Origin of the sequence: Tepidimonas sp. (assembly GCF_036825565.1) — a bacterium.
In the GTDB taxonomy this organism is placed as follows: Bacteria; Pseudomonadota; Gammaproteobacteria; order Burkholderiales; family Burkholderiaceae_C; genus Tepidimonas.
The window spans coordinates 1-13,877 of record NZ_DAISXZ010000007.1; the positions used below are offsets into that span (position 1 = coordinate 1).

Below are 13,877 nucleotides of genomic sequence, written 5' to 3' on the forward strand. Positions count from 1 at the left end.
TCGGCAGACTGCACGGCCTGACGCTGGTGGAGTTCTTGGTCGTGCTTGCCATCGTCTCCATTCTGGCGGCGATCGCAACCCCGTCGTTTTTGCGCCAGATCGAACGGTCCCGTCTGGAATCCGCCGCCGAGGCCATGTATCAAGTATTCCGCCAAGCGCGGGTTGCCAACGTTCGCCACTCACGCGACGTTTATGTGTTGGTGGACACCGGCACGAACTGGAAAGTATGGGTCAGCCCCGAATCGACGTGCGCCAATCGTGTCCCGACTGAGCCATGTTTGCTGGAAAACATCAAACTGACGTCAGACGACCATGCCAACCTGTCCCTCTCCGTCAGCCCCGGATCGCTTCAGACTGTCACGGTGGATTACCGAACAGGTCGGTATGTGGACAACGCGAACCCAACAAACACCCTTCCCCTGACCTTTACCCTGACCTCGGCGTCCGGTAGCCAGTTAACGGTTCAGGCAATGCCATCCGGACAGATCCGTCTTTGCGACCCCGGCGCGGGCACAACGACCCGATACCCGTCGTGCTAGGCAAAAAGGAGTGAAATGTGAACGGCCAACGTGGCCTCTCCCTGATTGAATTGATGGTGGCCATCACCATCGGGCTCATCATCGTCCTCGGCGCCGCGATGATGATTTTGCCCATCAACCAAACAACCACCTCGACTACACGTGCAAGCCGGATGAATACGGATGCTCGCGCCATGCTCGATTTGTTCACCAATGAGCTACAGCGCGCGGGGTATCAGAGTCCCGCTGCGGATAACCCATATATTCGCATCCAAGAAGACGGGAATTGCATAGTTTATGGCTACGCCGAAAATCCTGGCTCTGCAGTGCTGTGGCACGCCTTTCGCTTCAATGCAAACACCAGACAAATGCAGGCTGTCTACAATCGAGGCACTCCCCCCGCCGCATGTTCCGCCGCCGGACTTCCCTGGATGTCCTTAACCGAATCCAACGCTCTGCCGCTAAGAAGCGATGGATTTTCAGCCCAGTGCCCAAGTCCTGGGAACATATTACGAATCCAGCTTCGTTTCGAACCGCAGGACGGGAACTCTCTACCCGATCAGACCCTAGAAATTCAACCCAGAAACACCACCTGCACCGCGTCATGACACACGGAACTATGGATCAAAACCGGGGTGTCGCATCGCTTGTGACCACCGTCGCCTTGGTGCTCATCGCGAGCATCGGCATCTTCTATCTGTCGCGGAACGTCATCACGGAAACCCGCATCATCGGCAACTCCCTGGCTTCTCAGCGCGCGCTGCTCAATGCAGAACATGTCCTGACTTCAGAGTTTCAAGCTTACTTGAATTCAAACCAAACCCTGACCGCCTATTTTACCAATCGCCCGAATATCCGCGCATGCGCCGCGGATCCCTCGCCCCCCGCACACCCCAACCGGACCATTTTTGACACCACCAATGCGGCGGTGTGCCCGCCCCCAGTGAACGGAAGCCGCGCCTTGCTCGTTGCCCGTGGAACCGACCCGTCCGGCCAAGCGGAACGGTATGTCTCCATGGTCATCTTACCCGCTGGTGGCGGGGCGACCCGGACCCTGGCGCCGATGGTGGTTCAGGGCGCGACCGGCACCTTCGCTGGGAATGCAACCATTTACAACAACGACTCCAATTTTACCATTTGGTCCGGTCGTAGATTGACCGAGATCACCGGCAGCTTCGAGACTAGGATTCAGATCAATGGCATCAACGACCAGAAAAGCTCTGAAAAAACCGGAAATGACTATAACATCGGCCCGGACGTCGTCTTAAATGACTATAACCTGAGAAACCTGAGCGCCGACGAACTCGACCGGATCGCCCTGAACTCCACCCGCGCCGAATTTCGTGCAAGCGCCGAAACGACGATAGACCTGAAAACAGAAACACTTTCAAAACTAACCAGCGCCAACCCTCAACCCAAAACGGTTTATATATTCAATAGCACCCCGGGAGCGACAGTCAACGTCACTATCAACACATCGCTCGGAACGTTGAGTCAGCCCATCATTTTGGCCGTGGATGGCAACGTCAACTTCACCGGCAACCCCACCGTGTACGGGCGTGTTTACGCCACCGGTAACATCGACTTTCAAGGCTCCGGAACCGTCTACGGCTCCATCATCGCAAACAGCACGACGGGCGGATCCAGCGGCTCTGGCAACTTCACCATCCGCGCGAACAGTACCGTCACTACAAGAGTTGATGAAACGCTCAATCCCCCGCGTTTTATGCGCAGCAGTTGGCGCGATTGGTGATGTCATGATACCCAAGAAACCCCAAAAAGGCATCGGCCTTATTGAGTCCCTGATTTCTTTGCTTGTGCTGTCATTGGGTGTCGTCAGCGCTGCTCGAATCCAGTCGACTATACTCGACGCGCACTGCGTCGCCAAGCACAACGCCTTGGCAGCATCGCTCATTGATCGAATTAGATCAGCAGTTGTGGCCGCTGACACATGCCCACCTTCACAGACCCAAACATCCGACAACGTCACGGTCACAGCAACCCCGGTAAACACCCCCAATGTATCCCTGTACTGCGAATACAACTTAACCGTCACCAACAACCGTTGCGTCACAACCCAAAACTGGTCGCTCAATAATATCCGCATCCCACGAAGCCGAATGTATGTCGGCGGTGGCAGCGGTGACGCAGGCATCGAGGTTCCCGACCCCTCCATTGCCAGACGGATCAACGAAGCTGCCGTGGCCACGCCGGTCGGAACGAACCAAAGCAGTCCGACCGACAACGAAATTGGCATTCGTATTACCCGCGACAACACCACGGGAGAGTTTCGACTTTATCGACAGCACGGCACCAACTGGAAGGAAGCCATCCGATCCACCGCTGCTTTTGTTCGCATTTCCGGGGTCGTGGCCTCAACGGATGCGACCATCTCTTCGCTCCGATCGACGTCCGGGAGCAAGCCACCCGGAATGACCATCATTACCACTGGCGTGGGCCAGTGCGAATTTCCGCTGAGTTATTCAAACGCCAATGATGTCAGCACTTACCGTCAAACCGCCCCCCCTGACACCGCCAAAGCGGCGGCTTATGTCTGCTACGTGCCCGAGGGATGGGCAGGCAATGTCGCCGTCGATTTCTCAAATTGGCCCAACAAAACCCACGTTTGTCCAGATTTGAGTCCAAATAACCCTCCTGATCTCCGAGGTGGGTGGCGCTCGCACAAAACCATCTACAGCGACACCATCCCCCCAACCAGCGAGACTCAAATCACCGGACAAACCGGCGTTCGGGTTAGCGACGAGCCGCTTCTTCAAAATCTTCACTTCCTCATTTACGGAAGCAATCAACAGCAACGATGCAACACCGTCGTCTTTGGCTCTGGCGGCGCTGGAGTGACCGTGAGCGGTACGACGACGCCCGTGGTTAGCTTCCGATCACAGGGGTATGGCGAACTTCAGCAGTTTCAAAATATCGTCGGAGCTGGTGCAGACGCGGGTTTGGAGGGCATCACCTGTCGGACAAAAGATACCTGCTTGAAACCCTCCGATTACTGGATTCGGATCGACCGGGCGGGAACCTTGACGGGCACCCTGCAACGATGGGCAGGCAGCAGCTTCAATTGGAACAATATCGCGCTCACGGTCAGCTACAGCAGCGGGAGCAGGGCCTGTGTTCTGGAGCCTGTTGTCAGCGATACACGCAGGTTTGTTTGCCTTGCGTCGCTACCTGGGACATCGACGCTCGCGGTAAGCAGCAGTTCCGGGTCGGTCAGTATCCACTCCGCAACGCCCAATCCGCCCTATCAGCCACCCGTCTCAGGCATCACAATCACGGTTCGCGACGGACCCTGACGCCCATCGCGGCGATATGCTAGCCTGGGCGGGTGCGATTGCGCCACAAGCTGCCCATCGGCATCCAGCCCCTGCGCGACATCCGCGAGGGCGGGCGGCTACGACCTCGTCGACCAGACGCCGCTGATCGCGCGGTTGGTGGACAGCGGCAAGCACCACTTTCTCTCGCGCCCGCACCGCCGATGCCCACAGCCGCCCAGGCCGTGGTGCTGGTCGATGAATACGACAAACCCATCCTCGACGACCTCGAGGCCCCCAACATCGCCCGCGCGATGCGCAAGGGCTTGCGCAACCTTTACAGCGTCATCGAGGGGCGCGATGCCGGACTGCGCTTCGTGCTGCTGACGGGTGCTTCCAAGTTCAGCAACGTCTCCATCTTCTCCGGCCTCAGCAACCTCAACGACATCATCCTGGACGCGCGCTACGGCACGACCTGCGGCTACACCGACGCGGACATCGACACCGTCTTCGCGCCGGAACTACGGGCGGCTGCCACCGAGGGCCAGCCGCCGGATCGGCAGGAGATCCGCTGCCGGCACAACGGCTAGCGCTGGGGCCCCACCAGCGCTTACAACCCGTTCGACGTGTTGCTGCTGTTGGACAAGCGCCAGTTCCGCACGCACTGGTTCGAGACCGGCACGCCCATCACGTCCCCTGACTAATCTTAATCGTCGGAAACTTGCTCGAATAATCCTTGGCCTTCGCAGCCACGGCAATCGCCACCTGCCGCGCCACGGCCTTGTACAGCGCGGCAATTTCGCCATCCGGGTCGGCCACCACCGTCGGGCGACCCGCGTCGGCTTGTTCGCGGATGCTGCGGTTCAGCGGCAGCGCGCCCAGGTAGGCCACCTCCAGCTCGGCCGCCATGCGCTTGCCGCCGTCGGCGCCAAAGATGTGCTCCGCGTGGCCGCAGTGGGGGCAGACGTGCACGGCCATGTTTTCCACGATGCCCAGGATGGGCACCCCCACCTTCTGGAACATGGTGATGCCCTTGCGCGCGTCCAGCAGCGCAATGTCCTGCGGCGTGGTCACGATCACCGCGCCGGTGATGGGCACGCGCTGCGACAGGGTCAGTTGTATGTCCCCGGTCCCCGGGGGCATGTCCACCACCAGGTAGTCCAGGTCCTTCCAGTTGGTCTGGCGCAGCAGTTGTTCCAGCGCCTGCGTGGCCATGGGGCCGCGCCAGATCATGGCCTCGTCCTTGTCCACCAAAAAGCCGATGGACATGACCTGCAGGCCATAGTTTTCCAACGGCTCCATGGTTTTGCCGTCCAGGCTTGCGGGCCGGCCTTCGATGCCCATCATCATGGGCTGGCTGGGGCCGTAGATGTCGGCATCCAGCACGCCCACGCGCGCGCCCTCGGCCGCCAAGGCCAGCGCCAGGTTGGCGGCCGTCGTGCTTTTGCCCACCCCGCCCTTGCCGGAGGCGACGGCGATGATGTTTTTGACCTGCGGCAGCAGTTGCACCCCGCGCTGCACCGCATGCGCCAGGACGCGGGTGTTGATCTGCACGGACACGTTGTCCACCCCGGGCACGCAGCGGGCGGCGGCCACCAGCGCGCGGCGCAGATCGGCCAGCTGGCTTTTGGCGGGGTAGCCAAGCTCCACCTCAAAGGCCACGTCGCCCCCGGCGATTTGCAGGTTTTTCAGGGCACGGGTGGTGACGAAATCCTTGCCCGTGTTGGGATCGACGACGGTTTGCAGCGCTTGCAGCAGCGCCTGTTGGTCTACGCTCATGGGGGTGCAGTCTCCGAAGGTTGGGCCACTGTGGGGCCGCGTTGGGGCCATGTCCGATGGCGCGAGTCTAGCGGCTCGCTCACGGAGCGCTCACCCAGGTGTACGCAGTGTCCTCATTAGAATCCTTGACTTGTCCGCCGATACAGGACTGTTACAGGACCCTTCCATGCCCGCGCGCCGTTTCTTCGTCACCACCGCCTTGCCCTACGCCAACGGCCACTTCCACATCGGCCACATCATGGAGTACATCCAGGCCGACGTATGGGTGCGCACGCAGCGGCTGCTCGGGCACGAGGTGCACTTCGTCGGCGCCGACGACGCGCACGGCGCGCCGATCATGATCGCGGCGGAGAAGGCCGGCAAGACCCCGCAGCAGTTCGTCGCCGACATTGCCGCCGGCCGCGCGGCCTATCTGGACGGCTTTCACATCCGCTTCGACAACTGGCACAGCACCGACGCACCGGAAAACCACGAACTGGCACAGGCCATCTACCGGGCGCTGAAGGCCGGCGGGCTGATCGAGCGGCGCACCATCGAGCAGTTCTACGACCCGGTCAAGGGCATGTTCCTGCCCGACCGCTACATCAAGGGCCAGTGCCCGCGCTGTGGCGCGGCCGACCAGTACGGCGACTCGTGCGAGGCCTGCGGAGCCGTCTACACCCCCACCGAGCTGAAGAACCCCTACTCGGCGCTGTCGGGGGCGACGCCGCAGCTGCGCCAGTCGGAGCACTTCTTCTTCCGGCTGTCCGACCCGCGCTGCGTGCAGTTCCTGGAGGAGTGGACCTCCGAGCCCGGCCGCCTGCAACCGGAGGTGGTCAACAAGATCCGCGAATGGTTCGCCAAGGACGAGGACGGCCGCGGCGGCCTGGGCGACTGGGACATCAGCCGCGACGCGCCGTACTTTGGCATCGAGATCCCGGACGCGCCGGGCAAGTACTTCTACGTCTGGCTGGACGCGCCGATCGGGTATCTCGCCAGCCTGAAGAACCACTTCGACAGGGGTCAGGCCGCCAACCACTGGCACGCGCCGTCGCGCACGACGCAGACGTTCGACGAATTTATCGCCGACCCGGCGGTGGAGCAGATCCACTTCATCGGCAAGGACATCACCTACTTCCACACGCTGTTCTGGCCGGCGATGCTGCACTTCTCCGGCCGCAAGACGCCAACGCACGTGTTCGTGCACGGCTTCATCACCGTCAGCGGCGAGAAGATGAGCAAGAGCCGCGGCACCGGCATCGACCCGCTGCGCTACCTGCGCCTGGGGCTCAACCCGGAGTGGCTGCGCTACTACCTGGCCGCCAAGCTCAATCCGCGCGTGGAAGACGTGGACTTCAACCCCGAGGACTTCGTCGCCCGCGTCAACAGCGACCTGATCGGTAAGTACGTCAACATCGCCTCGCGCGCGGCGGGCTTCATCGCCAAGCGCTTCGAGGGGCGGCTGGGCGCCATCGCGCCGGACGGCGAGGCGCTGCTGGATGCGCTGCAGACCGCGCTACCGGCGGTGGCCGAACTGTGGGCCGAGCGCGAGTACGGCAAGGCCGTGCGCGAGATCATGGCGCTGGCCGACCGCGTCAACGCCCACGTCGACCAGAACAAGCCGTGGGAGCTGGCCAAACAGCCCGAGCTGGCCGCGCGGCTGCACGACGTCTGCACCACCTGCATCGAGGCGTTCCGGGTGCTGACGGCGATGCTCAAACCTGTGCTACCCGCCACCGCCGAGCGGGTCGAGGCCTTCCTGCGCTGCGCGCCGCTGGACTTTGCCAACGCCGCGCGCCCGCTCGGCGCCGGACACGCCATCGCCCCCTACGAGCACCTGATGCAGCGCGTCGACCTCAAGCTGCTGGACGCCCTGTTCGAGCCCCCGGCCGCAGCCCCCGCCACGCCCGCCCCGGCCGCCGATGCCGCGCCCCTGCCCGGCGGCGAAGCCATCGCGCCGCCGATCTCGATCGACGACTTCGCCAAGGTGGACCTGCGCATCGCACGCATCGTCGCCTGCGAGCGCGTCGAAGGCTCCACCAAGCTGCTGCGGCTGACGCTGGACGTCGGCGAAGGCCGCACGCGCAACGTCTTTTCCGGCATCGCCTCGGCCTACGCGCCGCAGCAACTGGTCGGCAAGCTGACGGTGCTGGTGGCCAACCTCGCCCCTCGCAAAATGAAGTTTGGCCTCAGCGAAGGCATGGTGCTGGCCGCCAGCCACGCCGACGGGCAGGCGAACCCGGGTCTGTTCATCCTGGAGCCGCACGCAGGCGCCGAGCCGGGCATGCGCGTGCGGTGATGCGCGCGCTGCATCCGTTTCGCCCCCGTCTGCTCGATGACCTGCGCGCCTACGACCGGGCGCGCCTGATGCGCGACATTGGCGCCGGCATGACCGTCGGCGTCGTCGCCTTGCCGCTGGCCATGGCGTTTGCCATCGCCAGCGGCCTGCAACCCACCGCCGGCCTGTGGACCGCGATCAGCGCGGGTTTCATCATCGCAGCGCTCGGTGGCACATCGGTGCAAATCGGGGGGCCGGCCGGTGCCTTCATCGTCATCGTCTACGGCATTGTCGAGCGCCACGGCGTCGGCGGGCTGCTGGTGTCCACCTTCTGCGCAGGGCTGCTGCTGTTTGCCATGGGCTCGCTGCGCCTGGGGGGGCTGGTGCGCTTCGTGCCGGTCAGCGTCGTCATCGGCTTTACCAACGGCATCGCGGTGCTGATCGGGCTGTCGCAGTTGCGCGACGCGCTAGGGCTGCAAGTGGCCGAGATGCCGGCGGACTTTTTCGGCATCCTGCACACGGTGGGCAGGGCACTGTCCACCGTCAACCCGTACTCGGTGGCACTGGCGGGTCTGTGTGTGCTGGGGCTGTTCGTGTGGCCGCGGCTGTGGGCCACGGATTCGGCCTTTCGCCAGCGGCTGGATGCGCTGGAGGGGGTCGGCGCGCTGCGCGCCACCTCGCGCCTGCCGGCACCGGTGGTGGCCCTGGTCACCCTGTCCCTGCTGGCCTGGGCGCTGCAGTGGCCAGTGGACACGATCGGCAGCCGCTTTGGCAGCATCCCGCAAGGGCTGCCCGCGCTGGTGTGGCCCGACGTGTCCTGGCAGACGGTGCGCCAGCTCGTCACCCCGACGCTGACCATCGCCTTGCTGGGCGCCATCGAGTCGCTGCTGTGCGCGCGGGTGGCCGACCAGTTGCACGGCGGCCGCAAACACGACCCCAACCAGGAACTGATGGCGCAGGGCATCGCCAACGCGGTGGTGCCGTTCATCGGTGGCATGCCGGCCACGGGCACCATCGCGCGCACGGTCACCAACATCCGCAGCGGGGCCACCAGCGGCGTCGCGGGCATGGTGCACACGGCAACGCTGGCGGCCATCGTGCTGCTGGCTGCGCCGCTGGCGCGCCATGTGCCGCTGGCGGTGCTGGCTGGCATCCTGCTGTTCGTCGCATGGAACATGGGCGAGTGGCGCGAGTTTGCGCGCCTCAGGCACTTTAGCCACCACTACCGTCTGATGCTGCTGAGCACCTTTGCCGTGACGGTGATCTTCGATCTGACGGTGGCGGTGGAGCTGGGCTTGGTGCTGGCGGTGGTGCTGTTCGTGCGGCGGCAAAGAAGCCTGTTCCGCGTCACGCTGCACCGGGCCGATCCACAATGCATCGAGGCGCAGTTCTATGGCTCCCTGTTCTTTGGCGCCGTCACCAAACTGGATGCCTTGGTCCAGGCGGTGGAATCGGCCGATGCGGGTGTGCAGGTGCGTTTGGACGCCAGGCACCTGATGCTGTTGGACACCACGGGGCTGGATGCGCTGAGCAGCCTGCACGACGCCATCGAGCGGCGCGGCGGCCAATTGGTCATCGACCACCTGCATGAGCAGCCGCTGTCCCTGCTGCAGCGCACCGGCTTTCTGTCGCGGTTGGCCGGCTGGTCGCCCCTGCCCCCAGCGGCCTAAAATCGGCTGCTGACGCGACGCCCACGAGAACGCCCATGAATCCGCTTGGTCTGCCCGACTACGTCTCCGACGCCACCCAGTTCATCGAATCGCTCAAGCGCAGCAAGCCCGCGCTGGAGGCCGAGCAACGCGCCGGCCGCGCCCTGCTGTGGGACCGCCCGCAGGACCGCGACTTCTGGCGCGAGGCGCAGCGCGCGCGCGTCCCGCAAAAACCCTATGTCTACCAGACCGAGCCGTCGCTGAAGTGAGCGGCCCGCCGGCCGAGCTGCCCCCTGCGCCCGAGGCGGTGACCACGCAGCCCGAGGTCATCGATCGGGTGGCCATCGCGCGCCTGTACGGCGAGCCGCTGTTCGCGCTGCCGCAGGACCTCTACATCCCACCGGATGCGCTGGAGGTGTTCCTCGAGGCCTTCGAGGGGCCACTGGACCTGCTGCTCTACCTGATCCGGCGGCAGAACTTCAACATCCTCGACATCCCGATGGCCGAGGTCACGCGCCAGTATCTCGGCTACGTGGAGCAGGTGCGCGCGCGCAACCTGGAGCTGGCGGCCGAGTACCTGCTGATGGCAGCCATGCTGATCGAGATCAAGTCGCGCATGCTGCTGCCGCCCAAGCCCACGCTGGATGGCAGCGAGCCGGAGGACCCTCGCGCCGAGCTGGTGCGCCGGCTGCTGGAGTACGAGCAGATCAAGCTCGCCTCGCGCAGCCTGGACGCGCTGCCCCAACTGGGGCGCGACTTCTGGCGCGCGCAGGTGCACATCGAGCAGTCGCTGGCACCGCGCTGGCCGGACGTGTCGGTGGACGATTTGCGCGCCGCCTGGCGCGACATCCTGCGCCGCGCCCGCCTGGTGCAGCGCCACACCATCACGCGCGAGGCCCTGTCCGTGCGCGAGTACATGAGTCTGGTGCTGCGCACCCTGCAAGGCCGCCGTTTCGTGGAGTTTGGCGAGCTGTTCGATCCGGCGCGCGGCGTGCCGGTCGCCATCGTCACCTTCATTGCCATGCTCGAACTGGCCAAGGAGCACCTGATCGAGCTGACCCAGGCCGAGGCCTACGCCCCCATCTACGTCCGGCTCGCTTACGTGCCCTCCTGAGCCGCCCTGCCCCGGACCGCGCCATCGCCATGAATCCACCCCCCCCCACAGCCGCCTCGACCCACCACGTCTACGACGCGCTGATCATCGGCAGCGGCCTGGCCGGCCTGACCACCGCGCTGCTGCTGCCGCCGAGCTGGCGGGTTGCCATCGTCACCAAGCGCTTGATCACCGACGGCTCCAGCGGCTGGGCGCAGGGGGGCATCGCCGCGGTGCTGGCGGAGGACGACAGCTTCCAGGACCACATCGACGACACCATGGTCGCCGGGGCCGGCCTGTGCGAGCCTCAGGCGACGCGCTTCACAGTCGAACATGCGCCCGAGGCCATCGCCTGGCTGCGCGAGCTTGGCACGCCCTTCACCGTCGAGGGCGGCGGTCTGCACCTGACGCGCGAGGGCGGGCACAGCCACCGCCGCATCGTGCACGCCGCCGACGCCACCGGCGCGGCCGTACAGCAAACGCTGATCGAGCGCTTGCGCGCCGCCGCCCACATCGACGTGTTCGAAACCCACGCGCTGGTGGACCTGATCCTGAGCGACCGCCACGCCGAGCGCCGCGAGCTGCCCCGGCGCGTGCTGGGCGCCTACGTGCTGGACGTGGCGACCGATCAGGTGGAGGTGTTTGCGGCGCCGCACACCGTGCTGTGCACAGGCGGCGCGGGTAAGGTGTACCTCTACACCTCCAACCCCGACACCGCCACCGGCGACGGCATCGCCGCGGCCTGGCGCGCGGGCTGCCGGGTGGCCAACATGGAGTTCATCCAATTCCACCCGACCTGCCTGTATCACCCCAAGGCCAAGAGCTTTTTGATCAGCGAGGCGGTGCGCGGCGAAGGCGGCATCCTGAAGCTGCCGCCGCACCTCGGCAGCCGCCGCTTCATGCCGGACCACGATCCGCGTGCCGAACTCGCCCCGCGCGACATCGTCGCGCGCGCGATCGACTTCGAGATGAAGAAGCACGGCATCCCGTGCGTGTACCTGGACATCTCGCATCAACCGCCGGCCTTTTTGCACGAGCACTTCCCCAACATCCTCAAGCGCTGCGCGGAGCTGGGCATCGACATCACGCGCGAGCCGATCCCCGTGGTGCCGGCGGCGCACTACACCTGCGGCGGCGTGGTCACCGACCTGCGCGCGCGCACCGACCTGCCGGGCCTGTACTGCGTGGGCGAGGCCAGCTACACCGGTCTGCACGGCGCCAACCGGCTGGCCAGCAACTCACTGCTGGAGTGCATGGTGTTTGCGCGCGCGGCGGTGCGCGACATGGTGGCCCAACCCCGCCCCGCCCCCATCGCCGCACGCCCCTGGGACGACAGCCGGGTAATCGATGCGGACGAGCAGGTCGTCATCAGCCACAACTGGGACGAGCTGCGCCGCTTCATGTGGGACTACGTCGGCATCGTGCGCACCGACAAGCGGCTGGAACGCGCGGCCCACCGCATCGCGCTGCTGCAGGCCGAAATCCAGGAGTTCTATGCCCGCTTCCACGTCAGCAGCGACCTGCTGGAGCTGCGCAATCTGGTGCAGGTGGCGGACTTGATTGTGCGCTCGGCCCAGCAGCGCAAGGAAAGCCGCGGCCTGCACTACAGCCGCGACTACCCCTACACCCTGCCCGAGGCGCGCCCCACCATCCTGGTGCCCGACCCCCGATGACGCCCCCGCGCACCCCCTGGACGGCCTACGGCGCGCTGGCCACCAGCATGGCAATGGTGGGCAGCTATGTAGCCCTGTCCAAACCACTGGTCGCGGCCATGCCGGTGTTTCTGCTGGCGTGGCTGCGGTATTTGATCGGCGCCGCGGCCATGGCGCACTGGGTGCGCCGCCCCGCGCACGAGGCGCCCCCCGGCCGCCGCACGCACGCGCTGCTGTTTTTGCAGGGGCTGCTCGGCAACTTTTTGTTTTCCATTTGCATGCTATATGGCGTGAGCCTGACCACCGCCAGCGCGGCCGGGGTGATCATGGCGGCCATCCCGGCAGTGGTGGCGCTACAGTCCGCACTCTTTTTGCGCGAGCGTCTGGATGGCCGGGCGCTGGCCGCCATCGGGCTGGCGGCCGTGGGGATCGGGCTGTTCTCGCTGGACAAAGGGGCCGCCGCGCACACGGCAACAGCCACCGGCGGCACCTGGATGGGCGTGCCGCTCGCGGTGTGGGGCAACCTGCTGGTGCTGTGCGCCGTCTGCTGCGAGGCCGCCTATGTCGTGATCGGCAAGCGCCTGAGCGCTCAGGTGGGCCCAAAACGCATCGCGGCCCTCATCAACCTGTGGGGGCTGGTGTTGATGACGCCGCTGGGCCTGTGGGCCGCCCTGGACTACGACTGGGGCCGCATGGGTGCGCCGCTGTGGGTGCTGCTGGTGTTTTACGGCTTGGCGGCCAGCGTCTGGACCGTGTGGCTGTGGATGACGGGGCTACGCCACGTCTCCGCCGCGCGGGCCGGCGTGTTCACCGTGATGCTACCCATCAGCGCCGCGACCATCGGCGTGCTGTTCATGGGCGAGCGGCTAACGCTGCTGCAATGGCTGGCCTTTGGCGTCGCGCTGCTCGGTCTGATCGTGGCGACGTGGCCCACACGGGCCACGCAGCCCATCACGCGCACCACAGACCCGTCGGCTGGGTGATACCCATCCACAGCGCCCAGCCGGACGTGGCCGCCAGCGCCAGCCCGGCCAGGCGTATGCCCCACCCGCCGGAGCGGGCATCGCCTAGCCGCAGCAGCAGCCACGGCCCGGCAACCAGCGACACCATGGTCCCGACGGCAAAGGCCGCCATGATCGCCGCGCCTTCCAGCGCCGAGGCGGACAGCGACGCCACCAGCAGCGCCGAGTACAGCAGCCCGCAGGGCATCAGCGCCCAGCCCACGCCCAGCACCGCCGGGGCGCGGGCGCCCAACCGGCTCATCACGGGCCGGGCACGGCGCCAGACGGCCTGGGCCCAGCCGTCCAGAAAGGCCGGCTGACGGGCCTGCACCACCAGCAGCAACCCCAGCAGCAAAGCGGCGATGTGCATCATGGTCCACACCGGGCGCAGCACCACCGTCTGCTGGCCCAACCACCCCATGCCCTGCACCGTGCCCCCGGCCAGCGCGCCGAGCACCGAGTAGCCCACCAGGCGCCCCAGTTGCCACGTCCACAGCGCCTGGCGCGACCTGGGCGCGGCAGCCCGGGCGATCCCGGCGCACGCCGCCCCGCACATGGCCACGCAATGCGGCCCCCCCACAAGCCCCATTACCAGGGCCGACAGCGTCATGGAAGCGAGCATGGGCACATGCTATCAGCCCCGCACGGGCACGGAG

General features: G+C 65.6%; 13 protein-coding genes. 11 read left to right on the top strand and 2 right to left on the bottom strand.

Annotation, left to right across the window (positions count from 1 at the left end; genetic code table 11):
• The 5 genes from V7026_RS02190 to V7026_RS02210 all read left to right on the top strand — a co-directional run.
• Window positions 1-539: prepilin-type N-terminal cleavage/methylation domain-containing protein (locus V7026_RS02190; protein ID WP_334153609.1), on the top strand; the 539-nt coding region annotated here is incomplete at its 5' end.
• A 17-nt stretch (window positions 540-556) separates the two neighbouring features.
• Window positions 557-1,126 carry a PilW family protein gene (locus V7026_RS02195; RefSeq protein WP_334153610.1) on the top strand — a complete coding sequence of 190 codons (570 nt, stop codon included), beginning with the start codon at window positions 557-559 and terminating at the stop codon, window positions 1,124-1,126.
• A 41-nt stretch (window positions 1,127-1,167) separates the two neighbouring features.
• Window positions 1,168-2,271, top strand: coding sequence for a hypothetical protein (locus V7026_RS02200; RefSeq protein WP_334153611.1), 1,104 nt, complete (start codon window positions 1,168-1,170; stop codon window positions 2,269-2,271).
• Window positions 2,219-3,832, top strand: coding sequence for a hypothetical protein (locus V7026_RS02205; RefSeq protein ID WP_334153612.1), 1,614 nt, complete (start codon window positions 2,219-2,221; stop codon window positions 3,830-3,832). Before V7026_RS02200 ends, V7026_RS02205 begins: the two co-directional genes overlap by 53 nt.
• 182 nt (window positions 3,833-4,014) lie before the next feature.
• Complete coding sequence (locus V7026_RS02210; RefSeq protein WP_334153613.1) at window positions 4,015-4,380, top strand: AAA family ATPase; 366 nt, start codon at window positions 4,015-4,017, stop codon at window positions 4,378-4,380.
• 97 nt (window positions 4,381-4,477) lie between these two features.
• Here V7026_RS02210 and apbC read toward each other — a convergent pair whose 3' ends face one another.
• Complete coding sequence (gene apbC, locus V7026_RS02215) at window positions 4,478-5,569, bottom strand: iron-sulfur cluster carrier protein ApbC (RefSeq protein WP_334153614.1); 1,092 nt, start codon at window positions 5,567-5,569, stop codon at window positions 4,478-4,480.
• 166 nt (window positions 5,570-5,735) lie between these two features.
• Here apbC and metG point away from each other — a divergent pair, with 166 nt between their 5' ends.
• The 6 genes from metG to V7026_RS02245 are packed head-to-tail and all read left to right on the top strand — an operon-like array spanning window position 5,736 to window position 13,203.
• Window positions 5,736-7,847 (top strand): methionine--tRNA ligase, encoded by a 2,112-nt coding sequence (gene metG / locus V7026_RS02220; RefSeq protein WP_334153615.1) that lies wholly within the window; start codon window positions 5,736-5,738, stop codon window positions 7,845-7,847.
• Window positions 7,847-9,496: a SulP family inorganic anion transporter gene (locus V7026_RS02225; protein ID WP_334153616.1), complete on the top strand. Its 1,650-nt coding sequence runs from the start codon at window positions 7,847-7,849 to the stop codon at window positions 9,494-9,496. Before metG ends, V7026_RS02225 begins: the two co-directional genes overlap by 1 nt.
• A gap of 35 nt (window positions 9,497-9,531) precedes the next feature.
• Window positions 9,532-9,744: a DUF3460 family protein gene (locus V7026_RS02230; protein ID WP_068608639.1), complete on the top strand. Its 213-nt coding sequence runs from the start codon at window positions 9,532-9,534 to the stop codon at window positions 9,742-9,744.
• Window positions 9,741-10,589, top strand: a complete 849-nt coding sequence (locus V7026_RS02235) for a segregation and condensation protein A (RefSeq protein WP_334153617.1) — start codon at window positions 9,741-9,743, stop codon at window positions 10,587-10,589. The genes V7026_RS02230 and V7026_RS02235 overlap by 4 nt, the downstream gene beginning before the upstream one ends.
• A gap of 29 nt (window positions 10,590-10,618) precedes the next feature.
• Entirely contained in the window at window positions 10,619-12,241 is a 1,623-nt protein-coding gene (nadB, locus tag V7026_RS02240) for an L-aspartate oxidase (RefSeq protein ID WP_334153618.1), read from the top strand.
• Window positions 12,238-13,203, top strand: a complete 966-nt coding sequence (locus tag V7026_RS02245; RefSeq protein WP_334153619.1) for a DMT family transporter — start codon at window positions 12,238-12,240, stop codon at window positions 13,201-13,203. The genes nadB and V7026_RS02245 overlap by 4 nt, the downstream gene beginning before the upstream one ends.
• Here V7026_RS02245 and V7026_RS02250 read toward each other — a convergent pair.
• Window positions 13,172-13,843, bottom strand: a complete 672-nt coding sequence (locus V7026_RS02250; RefSeq protein WP_334153620.1) for a sulfite exporter TauE/SafE family protein — start codon at window positions 13,841-13,843, stop codon at window positions 13,172-13,174. The two genes, V7026_RS02245 and V7026_RS02250, sit on opposite strands and share 32 nt — an antisense overlap.
• Window positions 13,844-13,877: the final 34 nt, after the last annotated feature.